Raw genomic sequence first — 26,677 nt, forward strand, 5'->3', positions numbered from 1 at the left:
CCGACTCCGCTCGGGTGCGTCGGCCGGGGTCTCACCGGGCGAGTCGCGGGGCCGACCCCGTGGAGCCGCGCACCACCAGCTCGGGCAGGAACACGAACTCCGCGTGCGGCGCCGGCGTGCCGGCGATCTCCTCCAGCAGCGCGTGCACGGCGGCCTGCCCCATCGCGTCCACCGGCTGCCGCAGCGTGGTCAGCGGCGGGTCGGCGAACACGATCAGCGGCGAGTCGTCGAAGCCGACCACCGACACGTCCTGCGGCACGGACAGCCCGCGCTGCCTGGCCGCGCGGATGGCCCCGAACGCCATGAGGTCGCTGCCGCACACGATCGCCGTGCAGCCCCTGTCCAGCAGGGCGTGCCCGGCCGCCTGCCCGCCCTCGACGGTGAACAGCGAGTGCTGCACCAGCTCCTCCGCCTGCTCGGCGGTGCGGGGCAGCACCGTGCGCACGTGCTGCACGAAGCCCTCGATCTTGCGCAGCACCGGGACGTAGCGGCGCGGGCCGACGGCCAGGCCGATCCGCTCGTGCCCCAGCTCCACGAGGTGCGACACGGCCAGCCGCATCGCCGCGCGGTCGTCGGTGGAGACGAACGGCGCGGACACCTCCTCGGTGTAGCCGTTGATCATCACGAACGGCACGCCGCGACCGGCGAGCTTCACGTAGCGGTCGGTGTCCGCGGTGGAGTCGGCGTGCAGGCCGGAGACGAAGATGATGCCGGTGACGCCCCGGTCGACCAGCATCTCGGTGAGCTGGTCCTCGGTCGAGCCGCCGGGTGTCTGCGTGCACAGCACGGGCGTGTAGCCCTCGCGCGTCAGCACCTGCTCCACGACCTGGGCCAGCGCGGGAAAGATGGGGTTGCTGAGTTCGGGCGTGATCAGGCCGACGAGTCCCGCGCTGCGCTGCCGGAGCTTCGGGGGGCGCTCGTAGCCGAGCAGGTCCATGGCGGCGACGACCGTCTGGCGCGTCGCCGTCGACACACCCGCTTTGCCGTTGACCACACGGCTCACCGTCGCCTCGCTGACGCCGGCCTGCACTGCGATGTCACTGAGGCGAGCCGTCACACCGGGCAACTCTAGCTCTCCCACCACACGACGGTGGCGTCACCGCTGGCGGCTGCAAGAGTTTTCCGCAAGGGGACGTCGTCGCTGAAAGCCGTGTGCGGAGAGTGTTGACGCGCTCACGGCGGCGGTCCTACGGTCAGCGAGCCGGAGGTCCCCCGGAAGTCCTCTCCCGTCGCAGAAGCGGTGCGGCACCTCCTGCGCCCCCTGCCTGCCCGAGGAGACACCGTGGTTTCTTCAGCAGTACGCGCCCGGCGCGGAGCGACGGCAGCCGCCGCCGCGGTCGCGCTCACCGTCGCGGGGCTCGCCGCCCTCGCCCCGTCCCCGGAGGCCGCGGCCTCCCCACCCGGTGTCGAGGACGTCACCGCCACCCTGTTCCAGTGGCGCTTCGACTCCGTCGCCCGCGAGTGCACCACCGTGCTCGGCCCCGAGGGCTACGGCTTCGTCGAGGTCTCGCCCGCGACGGAGCACGTCCGGGGCGGCCAGTGGTGGACGTCCTACCAACCCGTCAGCTACCGGATCGCCGGCCGGCTCGGTGACCGGGCCGCGTTCCGGAACATGGTCGACACCTGCCACGCGGCGGGGGTGAAGGTCGTCGCCGACGCCGTCGTCAACCACATGTCGGCCGGGTCCGGCACCGGAACCGGGGGTTCGCCGTACAGCAAGTACGACTACCCCGGCCACTACCAGAACCAGGACTTCCACACCTGCCGCACACCGATCAGCGACTACCGCGACCGCGGCGACGTGCAGAACTGCGAACTGGTCGGCCTGGCGGACCTGAACACCGGCAGCGAGTACGTGCGCGGCGAGATCGCCGAGCACCTCGACGACCTGCTCTCGCTGGGTGTGGACGGCTTCCGCATCGACGCCGCCAAGCACGTCGCGGCCGCCGACCTGGCCGCGATCAAGTCGAAGCTGTCCGACCCCGGCGCGTTCTGGGTGCAGGAGGTGATCCACGGCGCCGGTGAGGCCGTCCAGCCGGGTGAGTACACCGGATCGGGCGACGTCGACGAGTTCCGCTACGCCACCGACGTCAAGCGGATCTTCGCGAACGAGAGGCTGTCCTACCTCAGCACCTTCGGCCAGTCCTGGGGCTACCTCCCCGGCGACCGGGCGAGGTCGTTCGTCGACAACTGGGACACCGAGCGCAACGGCTCCACGCTGAGCTACAAGGACGGTTCGACCTACACGCTGGCCAACGTCTTCATGCTGGCTCATCCGTACGGCGCACCGAACGTGTACTCCGGCTACGAGTGGTCGGACAGGGACGCCGGTCCGCCGAACGGGGGCGCCGTGCACGCCTGCTACAGCGGCGGCTGGAAGTGCACGCACAGGTGGCCGCAGGTCGCGAACATGGTGGGTTTCCGCAACGCGGTCCGCGGCACGGCGGTCGTGAACTGGTGGGACAACGGCAACGACGCCATCGCCTTCGGGCGCGGCGACCGGGGTTACGTGGTCGTCAACCGCGAGACGTCGGCGATCACCCGGACGTTCCAGACCTCGCTGCCCGCCGGGAACTACTGCGACGTCCAGCACGGTGAGCCGGGGGCCGGGTGCGGCGGTGGCACCAGCTACACCGTGGGGTCGGACGGGAGGTTCACCGCCACGGTCGGCGCGGGTGACGCCGTGGCGCTGCACGTCGGCGCCCGCGGCGGGCGGGGCACGGCGACGGCGCGGTCCTGATCCGTCCTCGCGGGTGGTGGAGGGGTCCACCACCCGCGAGGCGCCCGGTCGCTACCGGACCATGCTGCGGATCTGCCTGGCCGCCACCGACAGGGTGGCGAGGTCCAGGCGGTTGGCGCGCGTGAGGTCCTCCAGAGAGGCCCGCGCCCGCGCCAGCCGGGAGGAGTTGATCTCCTCCCACTTCTCGATCTTCTCCTCCGGCGAGTCGCCGGGGTCGCTGCCGCGCAGCACGTCCAGCGTGATCGCCCGCAGCGACGAGTAGAAGTCGTCGCGCAGGGCGAGCCGCGCCAGCGCGTGCCAGCGGTTCACCCGCTCCAGGCCGCTCACCGACACCAGCATCCGGTCGATGCCCAGGTGGTCGGACAGCGCGTAGTACACCTCGGCGGTCTCCCGGTAGGACCGCTCCGGCCCGACGCCACCGCCACCGGCCTCGCGCTCGGCCAGCTCGGCGACCTCGCGCACGTCGAACAGGCCGTAGGTGTAGAGCAGCGACGCGACCCGGTCGGCCAGCTCCCGCGGCACACCGGAGGCGGCCAGCCGCTCCGCGTGATCGGCGACCGTCCGGTGCTCGTCACCGCGCAGCAGCTCCATCGACCGCGGCGCCAGCTCGCCCACGACCTCGGCGAAGCGGCTGATCGTGGAGTTCACCGCCAGCGGCTGCGGCCGGTTCGTCAGCAGCCACCGCGACGCCCGGTCGAGCAGGCGCCTGGTCTCCAGGACCATCTCGTCGGCGACGTCCGTCGGCACCACGTTGTCCAGCTCGCGGATCTGCTGCCACAGCGACGGCAGGTCCCACACGGCCGTGACGACGGCGTAGGCGCGCACCGCGTCCGTGGGGGACGCGCTGATCTCCTCGGCCAGCCGGAACGGGTAGGAGATGCCGGCGCCGTCCACGACCTCGTTGACCACGACGGTCGTGATGATCTGCTTGGACAGCGGATGGTTGCCGATCACGTCGCCGAAGCGCTCCCGCAGCAGGCTGGGGAAGTAGCCGGGGAGCTTGCGCGCGAACGCCTCGCCCGAGGGCAGCTCGCTCGCCAGCACCTCCTCCTTGAGCTGGAGCTTGACGTGCGCGAGCAGCGTCGCGAGCTCGGGGGACGTCAGGCCGGAGCCGGACTTCTCCATGTCGCGGAACTGCTTCGCGGTCGGCAGCGCCTCCAGCTCGCGGTCCAGCCCGGCCCGCTTCTCCAGGTCCGCCACCAGGCGCGCGTGCACCGGCAGCATCTGCGACGCGTGCGCCCGGCTCACGCCGAGCACCGCGTTCTGCGAGTAGTTGTCGGCCAGCACCAGGTCACCGACCTCGTCGGTCATCTGGCCCAGCACCTCGTCGCGCTGCTGCCGGTCCAGCGCGCCGTCGCGCACCAGCTCGTCCAGGAGGATCTTGATGTTGACCTCGTGGTCGGAGCAGTCGACACCGGCCGAGTTGTCCAGCGCGTCGGTGTTGACCTTGCCGCCGGTGCGGGCGAACTCGATGCGGCCCCGCTGGGTCAGCCCGAGGTTGCCGCCCTCGCCGACGACCTTCGCCCGCAGGTCGGAGCCGTTGACCCGCACGGGGTCGTTGGCCTTGTCGCCGACCTCGGCGTTCGTCTCGGTGCTCGCCTTGACGTAGGTGCCGATGCCGCCGTTCCACAGCAGGTCGGCCGGGGCCAGCAGGATCGCCCTCATCAGGTCCTGCGGCGACAGCTTCGCCACGCCGTCGGCGATGCCCAGCGCGGCCCGCACCTGCGGGCTGATCGGGATCGACTTGGCCGTGCGCGGCCAGATCCCGCCGCCCTCGCTGATCAGCGAGCGGTCGTAGTCGTCCCACGACGAGCGCGGCAGCGCGAACAGCCGGGCGCGCTCGGCGAACGACGTCTCGGCGACCGGGTCCGGGTCGACGAACACGTGGCGGTGGTCGAACGCGGCCACCAGGCGGATGTGCTCGGACAGCAGCATGCCGTTGCCGAAGACGTCACCGGACATGTCGCCGACGCCGACGACGGTGAACTCCTGCGACTGCGTGTCCAGGCCCAGCTCGCGGAAGTGCCGCTTCACGCTCTCCCAGGCGCCCTTGGCCGTGATGCCCATGGCCTTGTGGTCGTAGCCGACCGAACCACCGGAGGCGAAGGCGTCGCCCAGCCAGAAGCCGTAGCTCGCGGCGACCTCGTTGGCGATGTCGGAGAACGACGCGGTGCCCTTGTCCGCGGCGACGACCAGGTAGGTGTCGTCGGCGTCGTAGCGCACGACCTGCGGCGCGGGGACGACCTCGCCGGCGACGAGGTTGTCGGTCAGGTCCAGCAGGCCGGAGATGAACATGCGGTAGCAGCGGATGCCCTCGGCGAGGAACGCCTCGCGGTCCGCGCCGGAGTCGCCCGTGGGGCTGGGCGGCAGCTTGACGACGAAACCGCCCTTCGCGCCGACCGGCACGATCACGGCGTTCTTCACCGCCTGAGCCTTGACCAGACCCAGGATCTCCGTGCGGAAGTCCTCCCGCCGGTCGGACCAGCGCAGACCGCCGCGCGCGACCGAGCCGAAGCGCAGGTGCACGCCCTCGACGCTCGGCGAGTACACGAAGATCTCGAAGCGCGGACGCGGCTGCGGCAGGTCGGGGATCGACGTCGGGTCGAGCTTGACGGCCAGGTACGGCCGCGGCTCGCCGTTCGCGTCGCGGAAGAAGTAGTTGGTCCGCAGCGTGGCCTTGACCAGCGTCAGCAGGCTGCGCAGGATGCGGTCCGCGTCGAGGCTCGTGACGTCGTCGATGAGCGCCGCGATCTCGCCCTCCAGCGACTCCGCCGCGTCGCGGCGCTCGTCCGCCGTCCGCGACGGGTCGAACCGGGCCTCGAACAGCCGCACCAGCGCCGTGGCGACCGCGCGGTGCCCGAGGACGGCGTCCTCGATGTAGTTCTGGCTGTAGGTCGTGCCGGCCTGCCGCAGGTACTTCGCGTAGGCGCGCAGCATCGCCGCCTGCTGCCAGGTCAGACCGGCCCGCAGGACCAGGGTGTTGAAGCGGTCGACCTCGGCGTCACCGCGCCACGCCGCCGCGAACGCGTCCTGGAAGCGGACCCTCACCGACTGCGCGGCGCCCGCCGGGTCCTCGTCCAGGACCCCCAGCGACTTCTGCTCGACGCGCAGGCCGAAGTCGTAGATCCAGCACTGCACGCCGTCCTCGCGCAGCAGGCGGTACGGGCGCTCGTCCACGACCACCACGCCCATGCTCTGCAGCATCGGCAGCACCTGGGACAGGGTGATCCGCTCACCGGCCAGGAACAGCCTGAAGCGCCGGTCACCCGCCTCGGCGTTCTCCGGCACGTAGAACACCATGTCGAGGTCGCCCTCGGACAGCGCCTCGATGCGCCGGTGGTCGGCCAGCCCGTCCGCTGCGGAGAAGTCCTCCTTGTACGCCTCGGGGAACGCGGCGGCGAAGCGCTGACCCTGCTCCGAGGCGGACTCGGCGACCAGGCCGCCGGACTGCGCGCCCGCGGACTGCTCGGCCAGCACCGCCTCGACCATCAGGTCGTCCCAGCTGCGCACCGCCGTGGCCAGGCGCTGCTGGATCGCACCGGCGTCCAGGTCGGAGTCGACCGGCCGCGACCGGTCGGTGTGCACGGTGAAGTGCACGCGGGCGAGCGCCGACTCGCCGACGCGCGCGCTGTACTCCAGGTTGACGCCGCCCAGTTCCTCCAGCAGCACCTCCTGCATCGCCAGTCGCGAGGTCGTCGTGTAGCGGTCGCGCGGCAGGTAGACCAGGGCGGAGAAGAAGCGCCCGTAGGGATCGCGGCGCAGGAACAGCCGCAGCCTGCGGCGCTCGGCCAGGGCGATCACGCCGGTCGTCGTGGAGTACAGCCAGTCCGCGTCGACCGAGAACAGCTCGGTGCGCGGGTAGTTCTGGATGACCTCCAGCATCCGCTGCCCCGAGTAGGACTGGAGCGGGAAACCGGCCCGGTGGATGACGTCGCGAACGCGGCGCCGCACCACCGGGATGTCCAGGACGCTGTCGTGCAGCGCGCTGGTGTTGAACACGCCGAGGAACCGGTGCTCGCCGGTGACCTCGCCGTCGTCGCCGAAGGTCTTGACACCCACGTAGTACGGGTAGACGGAGCGGTGCACGCTGGACTGCGCGCTCGCCTGCGTCAGCACCAGCAGCTCCCGCGACAGCGCCTGCGCACCGGCGTCGGGGCCGGCGGTCAGGCTGCGCGCGGCCAAGCTGTCCTGGCGCAGCACGCCCAGCCCGGACGCCAGCACGGCGCGCAGGGCGGGCTCGCCACCCGTCGCCGGGTCGTCGCGGACCAGCTCGTACTGGCGGTAGCCGAGGAAGGTGAAGTGGTCGTCGGCGAGCCAGCGCAGCAGCTCCGCGCCCTCGGAGACCTCCTCACCGGGCAGCGACGGCGGAGCCGTCTCCAGCAGCTCGGCGAGGTGCAGCGCCGTGCCGGCCATCCGGTCGGTGTCCTCGACGACCTCGCGGACGTCGTTCAGCACGGCGTGGAGCTTCGTCTCCAGCTCGCTCGCGCGGGCGGGGTCGGTGACGAGGTCGACCTCGACGTTCATCCACGACTCGGCGAGCGCGTCCTGCGGCGGGTTCGCCGGGTCTGCGTTCGGCAGGACCTCGCGCAGCTCACCGGTGACCGGGTCGCGGCGCACGACGACGATGGGGTGCACCACCCGCTGCACCTGCACGCCGCTGCGGGTCAGCTCGGAGGCCACCGAGTCGACCAGGTACGGCATGTCGTCGGTGACGACCTGCACGACCGTGACCGGACACGTCCAGCCGTCGTCGTCGCGGGTCGGGTTGAGCACGCGCACGGCCGGTCGGCCGGGTGCGCGCGTCTCCGCGAGCTCGTGGTTCGAGCGCACCGCGCCCACGAGGTCCACCGGGTCGTCGTCGATGACCTCCTCCGGTGGCACGTGCCGGTAGTACAGGCGGATCAGGTCGGCGAGTTCCGGGGCGTTCGCCGTGGCCCGCTCGATCAGTTCGTCGCGGAACTGTTCGGGACTAGCCGCGGCACCCTCGCCCGCTTCTGGGGAAGCGGTGGCGAACTCAGGTCGGGACGGGGCTCCGGTCGAGGTCATCTTCAGGCGACTCCACGCTATCCGGTACTTCTGTGTACCGGGTCCGAGCCCACTATTTCACGGCGCTCGACGACCCGGTGAATGGGCTGGGACCTGAATCGAAACACTTGCGATCAGCGCGGTAAAGGGTGTGCCAACGCATGATCTGGGCATTTCGTCCAACGCCCGTGTTACCGACGGGAAACCTTATTAAAACCTCAAATCAATCAGTGGTGCGATCCCACTGTTCGGGCATTCGCCACGACCGGAACGGCGAGGGATCGGGCTCGGCGACCCGCATGATGGGAAGAGTCGTCTCGTTGTCGCCCTCCGGTGGCACGACGGGACGGAACGACCCCGTCCGGTCCGCTTCGGCCGCGGGAGGGAGGTCGGTGATCTCCGACACAGGAGCGGAGTGCGGGGCCGCCTCGACCGCCGACAGCCAGTCGACGGCGTCGGCCACCTCGCCACCGCCGGGAGACTCGTCGTCCTGCTCGCCGAAGGCGGACTCGCTGCGGCGACCGGTCTCGTAGGCGACGAGCGCCTCGGCCAGGAGTTCCGCCATCGTGAGGTCCTTGGTGGCGCGCAGCGACACCTGCTCACCGGCCGGATCGCCCACCACGATGTCGACCACGCGCGGCTTGCCGTCCGGAGCGAGGTCGAACACGTCGGCGGTCCCCGTCCCCTCCGCAGCGGGAGGTGGCGGGAGCTCCTGGTCCGGTTCGGCCGCCGGGGGAACCGGACCGGGCTCGGACACGTCCGGAACCAGGCTCGGCTCCGGCACGTCCGGGATCTGGGCGGGTTCGGGCACGTCCGGCACGGGATCGGGCAGCGGCGGCAACTCGTCGGGCTCCGGCCACTGCGGCGCTTCCGGCACCCGGTGCGTCCGCGATCCGCTCGCGCCCGGCCCGTCCGGGCCGGTGGTGTCCGGCAGGGCGGGCAGCAGGGGCAGGCCGTCGGGGCCGAGGCGCGGGTACAGGGTCGTGGGCGCGTCGGCCGGATCGGCACGCGGCGGGATCGGCGGTGGGGGCGGCAGGACCATGGCCGGTTCGTCCGGCTCGGGAGCGGCCGGGGCGAACGGCGCCGGACGGGACACCGGCTGCTCGGGCGCGGAGGCCGGGGAGTCCGCACGCAGGTGTGGTGGCGCCTCGACCCGCCACCGGGACGCGTCGTTCCGCTCGATCTGCGGTTCCGGGGTGCTGCTGGGCCACGGCCGCTGCTCCGGCGCGGGGGCGACGGCCTCGGCCGGGGTGGAGGGGGTGTCGTCGTCTCCCGAGTCGCGCATGCGCCGACGCCCGCCGGAGCGCTGCCCCTGGAGCAGCCCGGCCGCCTTCAGCGCGTCGAGCACGCCGGGGCCGTCAGCGGTCTCCGCGGTGCCCTCGGGCGGGTTCTCCGTCGACTCGCGCGCGGCCCGCCTGCGCCCGCTGCGCACGGCACCGGCGGCGGCGATCAGTCCGATCGCGGGCAGGGTGCCCGTGGCGGGTCCGTCGCTCCTGAACGGCAGGGGAGGCAGCGGCGGCAGGCCGTCGGCGGTGTTCTGCGCCGGAGCGGGTCGTCCCTGCTCGGCCTGCGGCGCGGGGCGGTGCTGCACCGGCTGCTGCGGGGTCGGCTGCTGCTGCACGGGCTGCTGCGGAGCGGACGGGTGCTGAGTCGGCTGCTGCCCGGACTGGTGCTGGCCCGACTGGTGCTGGCCCGACTGGTGCTGGCCCGACTGCGGCTGAGCGGACTGGTGCTGCCCCGGCTGCGGCTGGGCCGACTGGTGCTGGGCTGCCTGGTACTGGGCTGCCTGGTGCTGCCCCGGCTGCTGGGGGGTGGCCTGCGGCGGTGTGGTCGCGTCCTGAGCGGCGGGCTGCTGGGCCGCCTGCCGCTGTGCGGGTTGCTGCTGGGCCGGTTGCTGCTGGGCCGGTTGCTGCTGCACCGGCGGGAGCGCGGCCGGAGCCGGGGCGGCGTGCGACGGGAGCGTGTGCGGTGCGGCGGTGTGCTCGGCCCGGCTCTGCTCGGGCTGGTGCTGCTCGGACCGGGACGGCTCCTGCTGGTCGCTGCGGGGCGCTCCGGCCGCCGGACGGTCCTCCGCCCTGCGGCGGCCACCGCGCTGCTCCTCCGGCGGCTCGGCCGCGGGGGCCGAGTCGGACCGGGCGGGGTCGTCGCCGAACGGCTGCACCATCCGCCAGCGGTCGGCGGCGTGGGCACGGGCCGCCGAGAGGCCCTCGACGGTCATGTCCTCGGCCGCGCGGCGCCCGCGCTTGGCGCGTGCGCTCTCCGCGCTCGGCAGCGGCACCGGTCGCCGCGAGCGGGACTGCTGCTGGGCGGCCGCGCCCTGCGAGGCGTCGGCCGCAGGTTCGGGCCGCTCGGCGGGTATCGCCGACACCGGTGCCGCGTACTGCCTGCCCAGCAGCACGGCGAGCTGGTCGTGCAGGTTGATCGGCTGGCGGGGCACGCCGGAGAACTCGGCGGCGAGCCTCGCCCGCACCGCGTAGACCGCACGGGCGCGCTTGCGCTCCGAGGCGTGCGCGGAGCGCAGCGCCTCCAGCGCGTCGCCCAGCTCACCCGCCAGCTCGTGGATGTGCGCCAGTGCGAGCAGGCTCTCGGCGTGCAGCGAGTCGAGCTGGTGCCGCTCGGCGGCGGCGGCGGCGTCCTGCAACAGCGTGCGGGCCTCGTCGACCCGTCCGGCCGGCAGGTGCAGCCGCGTGGCCAGCGCGAGGCGCAGCCACCCGAGACCGTTCGCCGAGGGTGCTCGCACGGGCAGGTCGAGCAGCGGCGCGGCCACCTCGGAGGCGTCGCGCATCTTCTCGGAGTCCATCAGGGCGCACGCGAGTTCGAGGGTCAGCTCGGCGCGGACCTGTCCGCTGTCCGCGGCCCGGTCCCGCATCTGGTCGAGCAGCCCGAGGCCCTCGCGGGCCGCGCTGATCGCGCCGCCCACGTCGCCCCAGCGGCGGTGCTGGGCCGCCGCGGACGCCTTCTGCAGGCCGCGCAGCAGCAGCCTGGTGTCCTCGTCCAGCACGGGGTCGTTCGACACCAGGTCGTCGGCCTCGACGAACGCGCGCAGCAGCGCGTCACCCCGTCCGACCGTCACCAGGCACTCGCTGGCCTGCACCAGGGCCGCCGCCCGCACCGCGTACGGCACGCCGTCGGCCTGGAGCACCGGGCGCACGGCGGCGAACCCGGTGAGGGGAGCACCGACCGCCCTGGCGGAGGAGGCCAGTTCGACCCGCAACCGCCAGGCGGTCTCGTGCTCCGCCGCGGAGTCGGCCGCCTTCAGGGCGTCGAGCGCCCGGTTGGTGATGCCGACCCCGCGACCCAGCCGGTTGTGGGCGAAGACGACGAGCGACTCCGCCCGCAACCGGTCCACCTCGTCACGGCGGGCAGCGGCGAGCGCGACGGCTCGCTCTCCGAGCACCAGAGCGAGCTCCGGTGCCTGCCAACGCAACCGCCAGGCGGGCACGACCAGCGTGCTCACCTCGACGTCCGCCTGCGCTTCGCCCCTGGCCGCCACGACGTGGATGTCCCTGCTCAGTCTCGTGTGAGCTTGCGATGAGTGACGCGGTGAGGCCGGGCGGCCTCAGCGCCGAGACGCTCCAGCTTGTTCTTCTCGTAGCCCTCGAAGTTGCCCTCGAACCAGAACCACTTCGCCGGATTCTCGTCCGTACCCTCCCACGCCAGGATGTGCGTGGCGACGCGGTCCAGGAACCACCGGTCGTGCGAGATGACCACGGCGCAACCGGGGAACTGCTCCAGCGCGTTCTCCAGCGAACCGAGCGTCTCGACGTCCAGGTCGTTCGTCGGCTCGTCGAGCAGGATCAGGTTTCCACCCTGCTTGAGGGTCATGGCCAGGTTCAGCCGGTTGCGCTCTCCGCCGGAGAGCACGCCCGCGGGCTTCTGCTGGTCGGGCCCCTTGAAGCCGAACGCGCTGACGTAGGCCCGCGACGGCATCTCGGTGTTGCCGACGTGGATGTAGTCCAGCCCGTCGGACACGACCTCCCAGACGTTCTTCTTGGGGTCGATGCCCGAGCGGTTCTGGTCCACGTACGACAGCAGGACCGTCTCGCCGACCTTCACCTTGCCGGTGTCGGGCTCTTCGAGCCCCACGATCGTCTTGAACAGCGTGGTCTTTCCGACGCCGTTCGGGCCGATGACGCCGACGATGCCGTTGCGCGGCAGGTCGAAGGACAGGCCGTCGATGAGGACGCGGTCGCCGAAGCCCTTCTTGAGGCCGGAGACCTCGACCACGACGCTGCCCAGACGCGGGCCCGCCGGGATCTGGATCTCCTCGAAGTCGAGCTTGCGGTGCTTCTCCGCCTCCGCGGCCATCTCCTCGTAGCGGTCGAGACGGGCCTTGGACTTGGCCTGGCGGGCCTTGGCCCCGGAGCGCACCCACTCCAGCTCGTCCCGCAGCCGCTTCTGGAGCTTCTGGTCCTTCTTGCCCTGCACCGCGAGGCGCTCGGCCTTCTTCTCCAGGTACGTGGAGTAGTTGCCCTCGTAGGGGTGGGTCTTGCCGCGGTCGATCTCCAGGATCCACTCGGCGAGGTTGTCCAGGAAGTACCTGTCGTGGGTCACGGCGAGCACGGCGCCGGGGTAGGACGCCAGGTGCTGCTCCAGCCACAGGACGCTCTCCGCGTCCAGGTGGTTGGTGGGCTCGTCGAGCAGGAGCAGGTCGGGCTTGCTCAGCAGCAACTTGCACAGCGCCACGCGGCGGCGCTCACCACCGGACAGGGTCGTCACCTCGGCGTCCGGCGGCGGACACCGGAGAGCGTCCATCGCCTGCTCCAGCTGGGAGTCGAGGTCCCACGCGTCGGCGTGGTCCAGCTCCTCCTGGAGCTGCCCCATCTCCTCCATCAGCTCGTCGGAGTAGTCGACGGCCATCTTCTCGGCGATCTCGTTGTACCTGTCCAGCTTGACCTTGATCTCACCGAGGCCCTCCTGGACGTTGCCCAGGACGGTCTTGTCCTCGTTCAGCGGCGGCTCCTGCTGGAGGATGCCGACGGTGTAGCCGGGCGACAGGAACGCTTCGCCGTTGCCCGGCGTGTCGAGTCCGGCCATGATCTTGAGCACGCTGGACTTGCCGGCGCCGTTCGGACCGACGACGCCGATCTTGGCACCGGGGTAGAACTGGATGGTGACGTCATCAAGGATGACCTTGTCCCCGTGCGCCTTGCGCACCTTCTTCATGGTGTAGATGAACTCGGCCATGGCGGCGATCGTAGAGCGGTGCCGATCGGGCAAGAACCGCGGTTGGCCGCTCGGTCCTGATCGACGCGAAAGAGTTAGCGCGGACGGGGGTCACCCACACCTGTCACAGCGTGATGGGGACTCCCGCAGCTGATGACCGCGCAACGCCGTGACCTGGCGGTCCTCGACCACGCTCGGCCGTTCACCGGTGTCAGGGCTCCGGCGTGCGCTGCACGACTCCTCCACGGACCAGTTCTCGCAGCGGCCGACGCGGTCGCCCGTGGCGCCGACGTCCGACCTTCCCTCCCTCTCGCTCGTGGTGGCGATCCGGCCGGCCCCGGCGGCCCGTCCCGATCGCGCTGCTCTTCCATCATCCTGGCGTCCGCGACCCCGTCGTCGAACACCTCTGGACACTTCCGGGCTCCTCGGTCCCGGACGTGCCCCGAACGGCGGCAGTTCAACCCCGTCCCGCCCCGGAGATCACCCGCCCGGTGACACCGCCTCGACGGGGCGTGGTCCGGCGCGGGGAGCCACGACGCCGGGCGGGACGTGGCGGCGGCGCGGCTCGGCGGAGCACCGGTCGAGGAGCCGGTCACCGTCCACCCGCTCCCGCGTCTCGCGGTCGAAGCGGTGCTCGGCCGTCCCGGCCCGGAGGCCGACGACGCCGGTGCCGTCGACCGCGGGCCTGCGCGTCGGATCGCCGACCACGTTTCCAACGACCGCGGCGTGCGTGTGATTCCCCATCCGCTCTCCCCCTCACCCGCTCCGGACACCTTCTCGTGCGTCCACGATGCGACCCTCCGAGCTGCGACGGAAGGGCGGTCCGCCGATCTGTGGACAACTCGGGAGCTGTGGACTACTCGGCCCGTTCCGCTCGTCGGCGACACGGGGGGTCGGTGGGTCGTGCTAGGCGGGAATTCGTGAGTGAGGACTCACTCCTTGACGTGAGTGAGTCCTCACTCATACTGTGGCGGCATGCCCGAAGAGAACACCCCGCCTCGCCGCAGGCGCGCTCCGGCGATGAGCCAGGAGGCCCGTCGCGAGGCGATCGTCCGCGTCACCGTCCCGCTGCTCTACGAGCACGGCGCGAACGTCACGACCAGCCAGATCGCGAAGGCGGCCGGGATCGCCGAGGGCACGGTGTTCCGGGCGTTCAAGGACAAGCAGGACCTGCTCACCACGTGCGTGCGGACCGCCCTGGCCTCGCGGCCCGAGGTCGAGGTCGTCGAGGCCATCGACCTCGGTGCTCCCCTGCCCGAGCGGCTGCTGGCGGCGATCACCGCCGTCAGCGGCTACCTCGACCGCGTGTGGGGGCTGATGAGCACGCTGCGCGACTCCGGCTACGACCCGCGCGACGGGCACGACGGGCACGACCGGCACGGCGAGGACCACCGCAAGGACCACGGCGGGCCGCCGCAGGAGATGCAGCGCGTCCTCGTGCGGATCGCCGCGCTCTTCGAGCCGGAGGCCGACCGGCTGGCCGTGCAGCCCGTGCTGGCGGCACGCCTGCTGATGGGAATCGTCTTCACGAACCGGATGCGGGGCGAGGGCTTCGGAGACGAGGTCGCCGAGCCGTCGCAGCTCGTCGACCTGTTCCTGCACGGCGTCCTGGGCACGGGACGGGCGGCAGCACACGCACCAGAGGGGGAAGCGCGATGACCGGGACCATGATCGAGGCGCGGGACGTCGGCAAGACGTTCGGCGAGGTGAAGGCGCTCGACGGCGTGAGCCTGTCGGTGCCGCGGGGGACCGTGCTCGGCCTGCTGGGGCACAACGGCGCGGGCAAGACGACGCTGGTCAACGTCCTGACGACACTGCTGCCGCCGGACAGCGGCAGCGCGCGCGTCGCCGGGTTCGACGTCGTGGCCGACGCGCACGGCGTCCGCAGCCGGATCGGGCTGACGGGCCAGTTCGCCGCCGTCGACGAGCAGCTGTCCGGCACCGACAACCTCGTGCTGATCGCCCGGCTGCTGGGCGCGACCTCGCGCGAGGCGAAGGCCCGCGCGGCCGAACTGGTGGAGCTGTTCGACCTGGTCGACGCCGCGAAGCGCCCGTCGCGCACCTACTCCGGCGGCATGCGCAGGCGGCTCGACCTGGCCGCGAGCCTCGTCGGCCGCCCGGACGTGATCTTCCTGGACGAGCCGACGACGGGTCTCGACCCGGCCAGCAGGCTGCGCATGTGGGAGATCGTGGAAGAACTCGTCTCCGAGGGCACGACGGTGCTGCTGACCACGCAGTACCTCGACGAGGCCGATCGGCTGGCCGACTCCATCACCGTCCTGTCGGCCGGGGCCGTGGTCGCCTCAGGCACGAGCGCCGAGCTGAAGGCGCAGGTGGGCCAGCGCACGGTGACCGTGACCATGGCGTCCTCGTCGGACGTCGCTCCCGCGCGCGCCGCGCTGGAGCGCGTCGGGCTCGCGCCGCAGTTCGACCCGAAGCACGGCTCGCTGACCACGCCCGTGACCGCCTCCCGCGACCTCGCCGTCGTGGTGCGCGCCCTGGACGACGCGGGGCTGGAGGCCGCCGAGCTGGCCCTCGGCGAACCCACCCTCGACGACGTCTACCTCACCCTCGCCGCTCGTGCGGCCTGACCACCGGAGCGACACCGTGACCACACCGACCGTCCTGGCGACCGGTCCCGCGCCGGTGCCCACCACGAGCTGGCGCGGGAGCAGCTTCGGCACCCAGGTGCTCGTCCTCACCACCAGATCGCTGCGGGCGCTCGTCCGCGATCCGCGCCTGGTGATCTTCAGCCTGCTCCAGCCGCTGATCATGCTGACCCTGTTCAGCCAGATCTTCAGCAGCATCGCGAACACGCCGGGCTTCCCGCGGGGCGTGAGCTACATCGACTACCTGATGCCGGCGATCCTGGTGAACACGGCGATGCAGTCCGCGCTCCAGGTGGGCGTCGGGCTCGTCACCGACATGAAGAACGGCGTGCTGGCCCGGTTCCGCTCGCTGCCGATCCGGCTGGCGTCGGTGCTCATCGCCCGCAGCCTGTCCGACCTGGTCCGCAGCGCCGTGCAGCTGACGGTGATGCTCGTGCTGGCCGTGGCGGTGTTCGGCTTCGCCCCGGCGGGCGGCGTGCCCGGTGTCGTCGGCGCGCTGGTGCTGGCGCTGCTCGTGGGCTGGGGCCTGGGCTGGGTGTTCCTGGCCATCGCGTCCTGGGTGCGCAACGCCGAGCTGATGCAGACCGTCGGCTTCCTGGCGATGTTCCCGCTGATGTTCGCCTCCAGCGCCTACGTGCCGATCAGCGGGCTGCCGGGGTGGTTGCAGGCGTTCGCCGACGTCAACCCGCTCACCCACGCGGTCGACGCGGCGCGCTCGCTCGCGCTGGCCCAGCCCGTCACGGGACTGGTGGGAGCGGTGCTGGCGAGCGTCGTCCTCGCCGGAGCGGGCGGGGTGCTGGCGATCAGGGGCTTCCGCCGCCCCGCGCAGTGAGCCCGGCTCAGCGCTCGCGCTCGGACATCGTGCGCAGCATGGCGTTGTAGGCGGTGAGTTCCTCGTCCCCGTCGGAGTCGGCCCTGCGGTCGCTCCGGCGGGCGTCGCGGCCGTCGGAGCGCGCCCACTGCACCATCAGCGCGATCATCACGACGAGCAGCGGAACCTCCCCCGCCGCCCACGCGATGCCGCCTCCCAGCCGCTGGTCGTCGATCAGGCTCGGCACCCAGTCCAGCGACAGCTTGCGGTAGAAGTTCGAGCCGATGACGGTCTGCGAGCTCATCAGGATGACGCCGAAGAACGCGTGGAACGGCAGCGACGCGAACAGCAGGCCGAGCTTGGCCAGCGGAGGCAGCCGCCTCGGAGCCGGGTCGATGCCGATCACGGGCCAGTAGAAGACGTAGCCCACGAGGATGAAGTGGGCGTTCATCGCGAGGTGCGCCCAGTGGTGCTCCAGCGCGGCGTCGAACAGCCCGGAGAAGTACAGGCCGTAGAACGACCCGACGAACAGCACCAGCGCCACGACCGGGTTGGTGAGGACCCCCGCCAGCGGGGAGTGCACGAACGCCAGCAGCCACTCGCGCGGCCCGGGAGCGCCGTCGCGTCCCGCGGTGGGCAGGGCGCGCAGCGCGAGCGTCACGGGGCCGCCGAGGACCAGCAGGATCGGCGCGAGCATGGAGAGCACCATGTGCGCCTCCATGTGCACGCTGAACATCGCGGGCGCGTAGCGGCCCAGCCCGGACGACGTGGCGAACAGGATCGACGCGCACCCCAGCACCCAGGCCACCGTGCGCCCGACCGGCCACGCGTCGCCGCGCAGGCGCAGCCGCCGCACACCGAGCAGGTACAGCGCGGCGAGGACGAGCGAGGCCGTGCCGAAGATCAGGTCGAAGCGCCAGTCGAGGAACGTCCGCACGAGCGTGGGCGGCCCGACGAGGTCGTAGCCGATGAGCAGCTCCACCGTGCTCGGCCTGGCCACGCCCTCGACGGGCGGCGGCGTGCGGCTCAGCGCGACGGCGAGGCCGATGGTGACGAACATGATCAGCACCTCGACCCCGGCGAGGCGCAGCAGCGCGGAGCCCGACCCCGTCTCCACGACCTGCCGGACGCCGCGCTCGCGCTGGAGGTAGCCGATGACGCCCAGCACGACCAGCGCGGCGACCTTGCCGGCGACCAGGATGCCGTAGGAGGTGCTGAACAGGGCGCTCAGCGGCAGCCGCACGAGCGCGTTGACCGTGCCGGAGACGGCCATCACGATCCAGCAGACCAGCGCCAGGCGCGAGAAGCGGGTCGTGGCGAGCGCGAGGTGGTCGCCGCGACGACGGCCGTGGGCGAGCAGCGCGATCAGGCCGCCGACCCACAGGGCGGCGGCGATCAGGTGGAAGAGCAGGCTGTTGGTGGCGACGTCGTGCGCGCCACCGCTGGAGGAGTGCCCCGTCACGGCGACCGGCACCAGCGCGAACAGGGCGACGAAGAACAGCACCGTCGTCCAGCCCCACGTCAGCACCAACCGGCAGCCCAGCGCCACCAGCGCCACCAGCACGGCCGTGATCGCCCACGCCTCGGCCTGCTCGACGGCCCCGGCGACCCTGATCAGCCGCTCGGGCTCGAAGTACCAGGTCACGGGCTGGCCGACGGCGTCGGCGACGGTGAAGGGCACGGAGAGCACCGCTCCCAGCAGCCACAGCAGGGAGGCCCACCCCGCGGTCCGCAGGGCGGCGTACCCGTCGACGGCGAGCGTCCCGGAGCGCTGCGGCGGAACCAGGAACGCGGCCAGCAGCAGCGACCCGATGCACACCACGGCACCGGCCTCGGTGAGCACGCGCACGATCAGGATCGCCCCGGCTCCGTCGCCGAGGAGGACGTTCAGACCGGCCGCCAGCAGTGCCGCGACGGCGACGCCGATCACGAGGAGCGGAACCAGACCGGTCCGGTTCCGGCCCCCGCCCTGCGGGGCGGGCTCTGGCTGCACGGGAGCGGGCGCTTCGGACGACACAGCACGAGGGTATGCGCTGTCACGGCCACCGGACACCGCCCCCGGTGCGCACTTCCGCGGGCTCGTGACGCTCGTCTCGCCCGGTGGTTCAGGTCGCGGCGTCGAACGCGGCGAGAGTCCGCAGCGCGGCGGGATCGACGAGGTCGATCCGCCGGTAGCTGGTCGTGACGAGGCCGCGCTCCTCCAGTTCCCGCACCACGCGGTTGAGCGTCGGACGGGAGGAGCCGACCATCGAGGCGAGCGCGCCCTGCGTCACGTTCAGCACGCCGCCGCGCGCCTCCAGCAGCAGGGTCCGCGCGGTCCGCGCCCGCACGTCCACGTCGAGGGCGCCCGCCAGCCTGGTCCAGCTCTCCAGGAGCCGGGTCGCGAGCCCGGACAGGCACCAGCGGATCACCGCCGGGTACGCGGCGAGCAGTTCGCCGAAGTCGTGCGCGCTCACGAAGAGACACGGCACGAAGGTGGCAGCCCGGGGACGGCACGGCGTGCACCGGCCGGTGACGACGTGCTCCAGTCCGTAGACGTCGCCCCGGCAGAGCGTCTGCACCACCCTGCCGGGGTCGGGTCCCGCGGTCAGCTCGACCAGGCCGTCCTGCACGATCCACACCCCGTCCGGGACGCGGCCGCTCTCGCACAGCGCCTCACCGCGCCGGGCGAACCGCTGCACCAGCAGCGGCGCGAGCGCGTCGACCAGCACCTGGTCCTCGTCGTCGCCGTCGAGGCAGCGGATCACCCAGGACGCGTTCTCCCTGGCCGGTGGCGCCGGTGCGGCGACCGCCGTCCGGTCGTCCACTAGTTCGCCGTGCGAGGGAGGGGCACGAACGCCCTCTCACATCCCTCCTCCGCCTTCAGCCCGAGGGCTTCCAGCAGCTCGACGAGATCGTCCGCGTCGTGGGCGTAGCTGCCCGCGAGCGCACGGACGGCACGCCTGCGCACCTCCACGCTCACCACCGGGTCGCTGCTGCCTGCGTGGCGGACGTTCGTGTGCGTGCGTCCTCGGATCGCTGTCACCGCTACCTCCACGTGGACCAGATCTGTCGCACGTACATAACCGCTGGCAGAGGCTTCAAACGCCGTGTCGCTCCACAGTGTCAGGCGTCGATCCGCTCCCGCTCCCGCTCCCCCGCACTCGCGCGTGCGGCGAACCACACGGCCGGCAGGGTCGCGGCGACGACGACCGCCACCACGCCCAGGGCGACCGACAGGTTCGTGGCGTGGGCGATGCCCCCGACGAGCGGCGGCCCGGCGAGGAAGCCCGTGTAGGCGATCGTGGTGACCAGCCCCAACTCCCGCTCGCCACCGGTCCCGTCGGCACGCCGGCCGGCCGCGCCCGCGAGGTCCATGACGACGGGGAACGCGAACGCGAGGCCCAGTCCGGTCAGCGCGAAGCCCGCGTACCCGGCGGCGGCGAGCGGCACCGCCACCACGAGGACCAGCCCGAAGAACGCGACCAGCGCGCCACCGGCGAGCAGCCGGTGCGGGCCCCAGCGCCGCTGCACCGGCTCGCCCAGGAGCCGCGCGGTGGCCATGGCGACGGAGAACCCCGCGTACGCGGCGGCCGCGGCCGCCTGGTCCGTCCCGCGCTCGCCGACCAGGAACAGGGCGGACCAGTCGGCCGACGCGCCCTCGGCGATGGCCGAGCAGAACGCGACGGCGGCCAGCAGCCACAGCAGGGGGCGACGCAGGACCGGCGCCTGATCGGTGACGGCCTCGCGGTGCCGCTCGCCGGTGGCGCCCGGCAGGTTCCGTCCCACGAGCGCGAGGAGCAGCAGGCCGAGGACCGCGACGAGGAGGAAGTGCCGCAGCGGTGTCCAGCTCGCGGCGGCGGCTCCCGCCGCGCCGAGCGAACCGAGCAGGCCGCCCACGCTGAACCCGGCGTGGAACTGCGGCATGAGCGGCCGGTCCAGCACCCGCAGCACCTCGACGGCGCCGACGTTCATCGACACGTCGAGCGCCGCGTTGGACGAGCCGACCAGGAAGAGCACGAGTCCGAGTTGCAGCGGTGAGGTCGCGAGGCCGAGCAGCGGCAGCACGAGGGCGATCACCACGACGCTGGCGATCACGACGACGCGCGCGCCGTGCGCGGCGACGACCCGCGCGGCCAGCGGCGCGGTCAGCGCGAGACCGGCGCTGGCGCCGAGCAGGGTCAGGCCGAGGACGCCCTCGTGCGCGCCGATCCGCTCGGCCAGCGCGGGCACCCGCGCGGCCCACGAGCTGAAGAAGACGCCGTTCGCGACGAAGGCCGCGAACACGGCGAAGCGTGGGGTGGGCATGGACACTTCCCTTCCGGAGCGGTCTCCCCAGCATGACTGAAGCGCTTCAGAGACGTCCAGCGGGTATGTCCGCACTCCAGGATTCGAACACGTGACGTCGAGATGACCGGTCCACGACCCGGACGTCGATATCCTCGCCGGATGGAGCCGGACCGACCTCGCAGGCCGACGCTGGACACCGTCGCCGCGGCGGTGGGGGTGTCCAGGGCGACCGTGAGCAACGCCTACAACCGGCCGGACCAGCTCTCGGCGGCCCTGCGCGAGCGCGTCCTCGACACGGCCCGCGCGCTCGGGTACGGCGGACCAGATCCCGTCGCCCGCAGTCTCGCGACCCGGCGCAGCGCGGCCGTGGCGCTCCTGCTGTGCGACGACCTGCCCTCCTCGTTCGCCGATCCCGCGCTGTCCGTGCTGCTCGACGGCCTGGCGCAGACGGTGGACGGGCACGACCACTGGCTGGTCCTGATGCCGGGGGCCGGCTGCAACGGCCCGCGCCCCGAGATGGTGACGAGGGCGCAGGCGGACGTCGTCGTGGCCTACTCGCTGCCCGAGGACTCACCCGCGCTGGCCGCCGTGCGGGCGCGGGGCCTGCCGCTGGTGCTGATCGACCAGCCGGTGCTGCCCGGCGCAGCCGTCGTGGCGGTCGACGACGAGGGCGGGGCCGGCGCGGCCGCACGGCACCTGCTGGACCTGGGGCACCGCGACTTCGGCGTCATCACCTTCTCCTTGCACAGCGACGGCCTGTCCGGTCCGATGTCACTGGAACGCCGACGCGCCCACGCGCCCTTCCCGGTGACGCGCGACCGCCTGAACGGCTACCTGACCGCGCTCGCCGACGCGGGCGTCGACCCGGACGCGGTGCCCGTGTGGGAGGCGCCGGGCAGCGAACGCGAACTGGGCCGCGTCGGCGGCCGGTGGCTCCTGGAGCGCTCCCCCCGGCCGACCGCGCTGCTGTGCGCGTCGGACGAACTGGCGTTCGGCGCCCTCCAGGCCGTGCGGGACCTCGACCTGACGGTGCCGGACGACGTGTCGGTGGTCGGTTTCGACGACGTCCCCGCCGCACACCGCGCGGACCCACCGTTGACCACGGTGCGTCAACCCCTGATCGAGAAGGGGCGTCGAGCGGGCGAACTGGCGCTGCGCCTGCTCGACGGCGAGAGGCCCGGAACACCCGTTCGGCTCCCCGCCGACCTCGTCGTGAGAGCGTCGACTGGGCCGATCGAGTGATCCCCACCACAAACAGCCGTCTTGATCACTCTTCTGGGCGCAGACCGGAAACGGTCAAACGTCTTGGAGCGATGTGCTCGGTGGGGCCAGCTACTCTGCTACGGCGAGTGGTCGCCAGCCCCTTCAGCCTCCGTAGCTCAGTGGAGAGAGCGAGGGACTTCTAATCCCGAGGTCGCAGGTTCGAATCCTGCCGGGGGCGCCTCACTGACCGGCGTGACGAGCTGTTCAGAACGGTGTGAGGGCCGGTCCGCGAGTCGGACCGGCCCTCACACCGTTCTGGGGTCGTCAGCGGGTGAGGGAGATGGCGAAGGGTGCGAACCCGCTGGCGCGGATCACGTGCGGGACGAACAGCACGGCGGCTTCGGTGGCGCGTGCGGTGGTGATGCCGCCGAGGTCGACGATCTGCTCCTGCTGCCAGCCCAGGTCGGCCAGCAGTGCGCGCACGGTCTGCTTGGCCTCCGGGTTCTCGCCGGACAGGAACGCGGTCGGGGCCCCGGTGAGCGAGGCGGGGGCGGTCATGACGGAGAACAGCATCGTGTTCAGGGTCTTCACGACGTGGGTGTCCGGCAGGGCCTGCTGCAACTGCTCGGCGAGGCTGGACGCGGGGTAGAGCAGGTCGGCGGGCAGGCCGTCGGGTCCGTCGGTGGTGGCGTTGGAGACGTCGACGAGGATCTTGCCGCGCAGCTGTTCGCGCAGCGCGGCCAGTCGCCCCAGTGATCCCGCGCCGGGAGTGGCGTTGACGACGACCTGCGCCGGCGCCGCGGCGCGAGCGGCGGCACCGGGGGTGCGGTCGGCGACGGCGACCCGGTGTCCGGCGGTGGTCAGGGCGTTGGCGAGGGTGCCGCCGACGCGGCCGTTTCCCAGAATCGCGATCGTGGTCACGGTGGTGTGCTCCTTCGGGTGGTGGACGGTCAGCGGGTGAGGGTGGCGACGGCGGCGGTGTGCACGCCGGGGGCCGCGGCCAGGAAGCCGTCGCTGGCCGGGGTCCACGGGCGGCCAGCGGTGTCGGTGACGCGTCCGCCCGCCTCGGTGACCAGCAGTGCGCCGGGCAGCAGGTCGGCGCGCGCACCGGCGAACTGCCAGAACGCGTCCACGCGCCCGGCGGCCACGTCGATCAGGTGCAGGGTCGCGGGCACGGAGGTGCGCACCACGAGCGCGTCGCGCAGCATCGCGGTGATCGAGGCACCCGCCCGCCGCACGACCGCCTCGTCCTCGTCCGGGCGGGCCTGACTCGTGGCCACCAGCCCCAGCCCCAGGTCGGCGGTGCCGGACACGTGCAGCGCCCGGCCGTCCAGGTGCGCACCGCCGCCGACGCGCGCCGTGCAGGTCCGGCCGGTCAGCGGCAGGTGCACCGCGGTGAGCACCGGCCGGTTGTCGCGCACCAGCGTCGCGGTCACCGCCCACTCCGGCAGAGCGTGCAGGTGGTTGACGTTGCCCTCGACCGGATCCACCACCCACCACTCCCCCGGCGGCAACTCCCCGCCCTCCAGCTCCTCCCGCACCCAGCCCGCGCCCGGACGCACACCCGTGAGGCCGGGGCGCAGCACCGCCAGGGCCGCGTCGTCGTTGACCGCCAGCGCGCTCATCAGCTCCTCGCGGGTCTCGTGGCGCACCACCTCGCCGAAGCGCTCGCGCAGCACCGCACCGGCCGCGCGCACCACGACCGCGGTGCGCGCCAGCAGGTCGGCATCGGAGACGACGGTGTTCTGAGCGGTTCCGGACATGGCGGCACTCCATCTGAACAGGGGGAACGAGGTCTTGCGGGCTTCTGTCTCGTGCTCGCGTCTCGACGGTATTTCCACCGTGGATTAACTGCAAGTGCATGTGAAGCACGGTTAGAATTACTGTCATGCAATTGGATTTGAACCTGCTCGCCGCCCTCGACGCCCTGCTCGAAGAGGGCAGCGTGACCGCGGCGGCCGACCGGCTGCACGTCACCGCCCCGGCGATGAGCCGCAGCCTCGGCCGGATCCGGCGCACCACCGGAGATCAGATCCTGGTGCGCACCGGGCGCACGATGACACCGACGCCGTACGCGATCGCCGTCCGGGAACAGGTGCACGAACTGCTGCATCAGGTGCAGGGCGTGCTGGCGCCGAGTCGTGAGCTCGACCTCACCACGCTCGAACGCACCTTCACGTTGCGCTGGCACGACTCGCTCCTCGCCCTCGCGGGCCCCGCACTGCTGACGGCCGTGCGCGAGCAGGCGCCGGGCGTGCGGTTGCGCTTCGTCGCCGAGTCGAGCGTCGACACGCCGGAACTGCGCCGCGGCCAGGTCGACCTGGAGGCGAACGCGAGCCGCCCGACCGCACCCGACGTCCGCACCGAGCAGGTCGCCCAGACGCGTCTCGTCGCCGTCGTGCGGCGGGAGCACCCGCTCGCCCGCGGCGAGACCGTCACCGCCGAGCGGTACGCCGCGGCCGAGCACATCACCGTCTCGCGGCGCGGAAAGCTCGACAACGCCCTGGACGAGGTTCTCGCACGGCTGGGACTCGCCCGGCGCGTGGTGGCGACCGTGCCCACCGAAGCAGCCGCGTTCGCGTTCGCGCGCGACGCCGACCTCCTCCTCACGGCGCCGGAGGTCACCGCGCGCTCAGCTGCCGCGGACCTCGGCCTGACGCTGCTCCCGCTGCCCCTCGACCTGCCCCCCGCTCCGGTCCTCCTGTCGTGGCACCAGCGCTACGACACCGATCGCGCCCACGTCTGGTTGCGCGATCTCGCACGGGCCGCGCTGGTCGACTCGGCCGCAGATAACTCGATTGTCTAATTACTAGACGACGAGATAGATTTGTCGGGTCGGGCACTCCAGCGGGTGCGTCCACTCGCGGTGGCCGGTCGGAGCAACCACGTCTCGGAGGACCTCGCCCGTGTCCGCACCCAGCGTCCTGATCTCCGGGGCCAGCATCTCCGGTCCCGCTCTCGCCCACTGGCTCAACGCCGCCGGCTGGGACACCACCGTGGTCGAACGCTTCGACGGACTGCGCGAGGCGGGTCAGAACGTCGACGTGCGCGGGGCGGCGCGCGAGGTCGTGCGCCGCATGGGCCTGCGGGACGCCGTCCTGGCCGCGCGGACCGGGGAGAGGGGCACCGCGCTCGTCGACGGCAGCGGTCGGACCGTCGCGGCCTTCCCCGGCGACGCCACGGCCGTCGACGGCGCCACGGCGGAGCTGGAGATCCTGCGCGGCGAGCTCTCGCGGGTGATCGTCGACAGCACCCGGCCGGACACGGAGTACGTCTTCGGCGACCAGATCACCGGCCTGAACGACACGGGCGACCGGGTCGAGGTGTCCTTCCTGCACTCGGCGCCCCGCTCGTTCGACGTGGTCGTGATCGCGGAGGGGCTCACCTCCCGCACCCGGTCGCTGGTCCTGCCGCAGGCCCGCATCCACCACCTCGGCCTGTACATGGCCTACCTGACCGTTCCCCGGACGGCCGAGGACGACGACTGGTGGCGCTGGTACCACGCACCGGACCAGCGCCAGGTGACCCTGCGCCCGGACAACCTGGGGACCGTCCGGGCGACCCTGGCGTTCATGACCAACGTCCGCGGGCTGGAGAACCTCGACCAGCGCGACCAGACCGCGCTGCTGCGCGAGACGTTCGCCGACGCCGGCTGGGTCACCCCGCGCGTCCTCGACGCTCTGGACGCCGCCCCCTACTACTTCGACGCGATCGGTCAGGTCCGCCTGCCCTCCTGGAGCCGGGGGCGGGTCGGGCTGGTCGGCGACGCCGCGTACTGCGCGGCACCGCTCAGCGGCACGGGAACCAGCCTCGCCCTGGTCGGCGCCTACGTGCTGGCCTCGGAGCTGGCCACCCGCCCCGATCACGCCGACGCCTTCGCCGCCTTCGAACGGAAGATGCGGCCCTACGTGGCCGGTGCGCAGGCCCTCCCGCCGGGAGCACCGGGCTTCGCCTACCCCAGGACCCGCGCCGGGATCACCGCCCTGCGCACCGCCGGACGGCTTCTGGGCAGCAGGCCCGCACAGCGTCTGGCCCTGGCCGACCGGCTCGCGAAGACCTCGGCCGACGACGTCGACCTGCCCGACTTCTTCCCGCGCGGCGGGAGCACGGGGGTCGACACCCGGCAGGAGGGGGCATGACCCGCGCGACCGCCATCGCCCGAGACCCGAGGTGGACGCCCACCTCGGTCAGCAACGCCCACCTGTGGCGCGACGACCTCGGAGTCGTGGTCGTGGACCCCGGACTGCCCGGTGACGAGATCGCGGTGCTGGAGGCGCTCGACCAGATCGGCGCCTCGGCCCGTGACGTCCGCACCATCGTGCTCACGCACTTCCGCAGCGACCACTCCGGTGCCGCCGCGGCCCTGGCCGACCTGACGGGAGCCGCGTCGCGACCGGCGACCGCGACGCGGCCGTGCTGCGCGGCGAGGAGCCCGCGCCCGACCCCGTGCTCACCGCGCTGGAGCGGCCGATCCACGAGGAGATCGCGCGGGCGCACCCGGAGAACCTCGCCCCGCCCCGCTGCCCCGTCGACCTGGACCTGAACGACGGCGACCACGTCGGCGGGCACGAGGCGCTGGTCGTGCACGCCGTCTCGGGCCACACGCCGGGCAGCACCGCCCTGCACCTGCCCGCACGGGCCGCGGTGCTGACCGGTGACCTCGCTGTCAGGACGCCTCGCGGAGACACGTCGCTCGGGCCGTTCGACGTCGACCGCCAGCAGGCCGGGGCAGCGCTGCGCCGCCTGGCCGCGCTCCGTCCCGGGGTCGCCGGTCTCGGGCACGGCACGCCACTGCTCGGCGACGCCACCGCCGCTCTGGCCGGGACACTCGACGCCGTCGCCGACGAACCCTGA

20 protein-coding genes and 1 tRNA gene are annotated in these 26,677 nt (G+C 72.6%); 10 read left to right on the plus strand and 11 right to left on the minus strand.

Annotated features, from left to right (window positions below):
- Window positions 1-31 precede the first annotated feature (31 nt).
- Complete coding sequence (locus IMZ35_RS18695) at window positions 32-1,057, minus strand: LacI family DNA-binding transcriptional regulator (protein ID WP_438816884.1); 1,026 nt, start codon at window positions 1,055-1,057, stop codon at window positions 32-34.
- 225 nt (window positions 1,058-1,282) lie between these two features.
- Here IMZ35_RS18695 and IMZ35_RS18700 point away from each other — a divergent pair, with 225 nt between their 5' ends.
- On the plus strand, window positions 1,283-2,740 hold the full coding sequence (locus IMZ35_RS18700; protein WP_199442407.1) for an alpha-amylase: 1,458 nt from the start codon (window positions 1,283-1,285) through the stop codon (window positions 2,738-2,740).
- Between the two features lie 51 nt (window positions 2,741-2,791).
- Here IMZ35_RS18700 and IMZ35_RS18705 read toward each other — a convergent pair whose 3' ends face one another.
- The 4 genes from IMZ35_RS18705 to IMZ35_RS18720 form a co-directional block, all read right to left on the minus strand.
- Window positions 2,792-7,786: an NAD-glutamate dehydrogenase gene (locus tag IMZ35_RS18705; RefSeq protein WP_199442408.1), complete on the minus strand. Its 4,995-nt coding sequence runs from the start codon at window positions 7,784-7,786 to the stop codon at window positions 2,792-2,794.
- Window positions 7,787-7,988: 202 nt separating this feature from the next.
- Window positions 7,989-11,258, minus strand: a complete 3,270-nt coding sequence (locus IMZ35_RS18710; protein ID WP_199442409.1) for a tetratricopeptide repeat protein — start codon at window positions 11,256-11,258, stop codon at window positions 7,989-7,991.
- A 17-nt stretch (window positions 11,259-11,275) separates the two neighbouring features.
- A complete protein-coding gene (ettA, locus tag IMZ35_RS18715) occupies window positions 11,276-12,952 on the minus strand; it encodes an energy-dependent translational throttle protein EttA (RefSeq protein ID WP_199442410.1) in 1,677 nt (558 codons plus the stop codon).
- A gap of 459 nt (window positions 12,953-13,411) precedes the next feature.
- The gene (locus IMZ35_RS18720) at window positions 13,412-13,675 is read right to left on the minus strand and encodes a single stranded DNA-binding domain-containing protein (protein WP_199442411.1); all 264 of its coding nucleotides are present in this window, start codon (window positions 13,673-13,675) and stop codon (window positions 13,412-13,414) included.
- 231 nt (window positions 13,676-13,906) lie between these two features.
- On the opposite strand from IMZ35_RS18720, the gene IMZ35_RS18725 reads away from it, so the two are divergent.
- The 3 genes from IMZ35_RS18725 to IMZ35_RS18735 are packed head-to-tail and all read left to right on the plus strand — an operon-like array spanning window position 13,907 to window position 16,372.
- A complete protein-coding gene (locus tag IMZ35_RS18725; RefSeq protein ID WP_199442412.1) occupies window positions 13,907-14,590 on the plus strand; it encodes a TetR/AcrR family transcriptional regulator in 684 nt (227 codons plus the stop codon).
- Window positions 14,587-15,522, plus strand: a complete 936-nt coding sequence (locus tag IMZ35_RS18730) for an ATP-binding cassette domain-containing protein (RefSeq protein ID WP_199442413.1) — start codon at window positions 14,587-14,589, stop codon at window positions 15,520-15,522. The genes IMZ35_RS18725 and IMZ35_RS18730 overlap by 4 nt, the downstream gene beginning before the upstream one ends.
- Window positions 15,523-15,538: 16 nt before the next feature.
- Window positions 15,539-16,372, plus strand: a complete 834-nt coding sequence (locus IMZ35_RS18735) for an ABC transporter permease (RefSeq protein WP_307868362.1) — start codon at window positions 15,539-15,541, stop codon at window positions 16,370-16,372.
- Between the two features lie 7 nt (window positions 16,373-16,379).
- On the opposite strand, the gene IMZ35_RS18740 is transcribed toward IMZ35_RS18735, so the two are convergent.
- From IMZ35_RS18740 to IMZ35_RS18755, 4 genes are all read right to left on the minus strand, one after another.
- Window positions 16,380-18,368, minus strand: coding sequence for a bifunctional copper resistance protein CopD/cytochrome c oxidase assembly protein (locus IMZ35_RS18740; RefSeq protein ID WP_438816885.1), 1,989 nt, complete (start codon window positions 18,366-18,368; stop codon window positions 16,380-16,382).
- 88 nt (window positions 18,369-18,456) lie between these two features.
- Window positions 18,457-19,158, minus strand: coding sequence for a Crp/Fnr family transcriptional regulator (locus IMZ35_RS18745; RefSeq protein WP_199442414.1), 702 nt, complete (start codon window positions 19,156-19,158; stop codon window positions 18,457-18,459).
- The gene (locus tag IMZ35_RS18750; protein WP_199442415.1) at window positions 19,158-19,376 is read right to left on the minus strand and encodes a hypothetical protein; all 219 of its coding nucleotides are present in this window, start codon (window positions 19,374-19,376) and stop codon (window positions 19,158-19,160) included. The genes IMZ35_RS18745 and IMZ35_RS18750 overlap by 1 nt, the downstream gene beginning before the upstream one ends.
- Window positions 19,377-19,456: 80 nt before the next feature.
- Window positions 19,457-20,638, minus strand: a complete 1,182-nt coding sequence (locus IMZ35_RS18755; protein WP_199442416.1) for an MFS transporter — start codon at window positions 20,636-20,638, stop codon at window positions 19,457-19,459.
- A 141-nt stretch (window positions 20,639-20,779) separates the two neighbouring features.
- Between IMZ35_RS18755 and IMZ35_RS18760 the strand changes: the two genes are divergently transcribed.
- Entirely contained in the window at window positions 20,780-21,862 is a 1,083-nt protein-coding gene (locus IMZ35_RS18760; protein ID WP_199442417.1) for a LacI family DNA-binding transcriptional regulator, read from the plus strand.
- A 126-nt stretch (window positions 21,863-21,988) separates the two neighbouring features.
- Window positions 21,989-22,061: transfer RNA gene (locus IMZ35_RS18765), tRNA-Arg, on the plus strand.
- An 86-nt stretch (window positions 22,062-22,147) separates the two neighbouring features.
- Here IMZ35_RS18765 and IMZ35_RS18770 read toward each other — a convergent pair.
- Window positions 22,148-22,744, minus strand: a complete 597-nt coding sequence (locus IMZ35_RS18770) for an NADPH-dependent F420 reductase (protein ID WP_199442418.1) — start codon at window positions 22,742-22,744, stop codon at window positions 22,148-22,150.
- Window positions 22,745-22,773: 29 nt separating this feature from the next.
- Complete coding sequence (locus IMZ35_RS18775; RefSeq protein WP_199442419.1) at window positions 22,774-23,586, minus strand: inositol monophosphatase family protein; 813 nt, start codon at window positions 23,584-23,586, stop codon at window positions 22,774-22,776.
- Between the two features lie 125 nt (window positions 23,587-23,711).
- Between IMZ35_RS18775 and IMZ35_RS18780 the strand changes: the two genes are divergently transcribed.
- The 4 genes from IMZ35_RS18780 to IMZ35_RS31470 all read left to right on the plus strand — a co-directional run bounded on the left by IMZ35_RS18780 (window position 23,712) and on the right by IMZ35_RS31470 (window position 26,677).
- The gene (locus tag IMZ35_RS18780; protein WP_199442420.1) at window positions 23,712-24,629 is read left to right on the plus strand and encodes a LysR family transcriptional regulator; all 918 of its coding nucleotides are present in this window, start codon (window positions 23,712-23,714) and stop codon (window positions 24,627-24,629) included.
- A 100-nt stretch (window positions 24,630-24,729) separates the two neighbouring features.
- Window positions 24,730-25,962, plus strand: a complete 1,233-nt coding sequence (locus tag IMZ35_RS18785) for an FAD-dependent monooxygenase (protein ID WP_199442421.1) — start codon at window positions 24,730-24,732, stop codon at window positions 25,960-25,962.
- Window positions 25,959-26,366, plus strand: coding sequence for an MBL fold metallo-hydrolase (locus tag IMZ35_RS31465; protein ID WP_267877177.1), 408 nt, complete (start codon window positions 25,959-25,961; stop codon window positions 26,364-26,366). Before IMZ35_RS18785 ends, IMZ35_RS31465 begins: the two co-directional genes overlap by 4 nt.
- Complete coding sequence (locus IMZ35_RS31470) at window positions 26,270-26,677, plus strand: MBL fold metallo-hydrolase (protein WP_307868428.1); 408 nt, start codon at window positions 26,270-26,272, stop codon at window positions 26,675-26,677. Before IMZ35_RS31465 ends, IMZ35_RS31470 begins: the two co-directional genes overlap by 97 nt.

Origin of the sequence: Umezawaea beigongshangensis (assembly GCF_016464305.1) — a bacterium.
GTDB classification, from domain to species: Bacteria; Actinomycetota; Actinomycetes; order Mycobacteriales; family Pseudonocardiaceae; genus Umezawaea_A; species Umezawaea_A beigongshangensis.

What these genes read in the sequence shown, in the direction of transcription:
- IMZ35_RS18725 (WP_199442412.1), top strand. Translation starts at nt 13,907, where the DNA reads ATGCCCGAAGAGAACACCCCGCCTCGCCGCAGGCGCGCTCCGGCGATG.
- IMZ35_RS18720 (WP_199442411.1), bottom strand. Translation starts at nt 13,675, where the DNA reads ATGGGGAATCACACGCACGCCGCGGTCGTTGGAAACGTGGTCGGCGAT.
- IMZ35_RS18780 (WP_199442420.1), top strand. Translation starts at nt 23,712, where the DNA reads ATGCAATTGGATTTGAACCTGCTCGCCGCCCTCGACGCCCTGCTCGAA.
- IMZ35_RS18705 (WP_199442408.1), bottom strand. Translation starts at nt 7,786, where the DNA reads ATGACCTCGACCGGAGCCCCGTCCCGACCTGAGTTCGCCACCGCTTCC.
- IMZ35_RS18760 (WP_199442417.1), top strand. Translation starts at nt 20,780, where the DNA reads ATGGAGCCGGACCGACCTCGCAGGCCGACGCTGGACACCGTCGCCGCG.
- IMZ35_RS18730 (WP_199442413.1), top strand. Translation starts at nt 14,587, where the DNA reads ATGACCGGGACCATGATCGAGGCGCGGGACGTCGGCAAGACGTTCGGC.
- ettA (WP_199442410.1), bottom strand. Translation starts at nt 12,952, where the DNA reads ATGGCCGAGTTCATCTACACCATGAAGAAGGTGCGCAAGGCGCACGGG.
- IMZ35_RS31465 (WP_267877177.1), top strand. Translation starts at nt 25,959, where the DNA reads ATGACCCGCGCGACCGCCATCGCCCGAGACCCGAGGTGGACGCCCACC.
- IMZ35_RS18775 (WP_199442419.1), bottom strand. Translation starts at nt 23,586, where the DNA reads ATGTCCGGAACCGCTCAGAACACCGTCGTCTCCGATGCCGACCTGCTG.
- IMZ35_RS18755 (WP_199442416.1), bottom strand. Translation starts at nt 20,638, where the DNA reads ATGCCCACCCCACGCTTCGCCGTGTTCGCGGCCTTCGTCGCGAACGGC.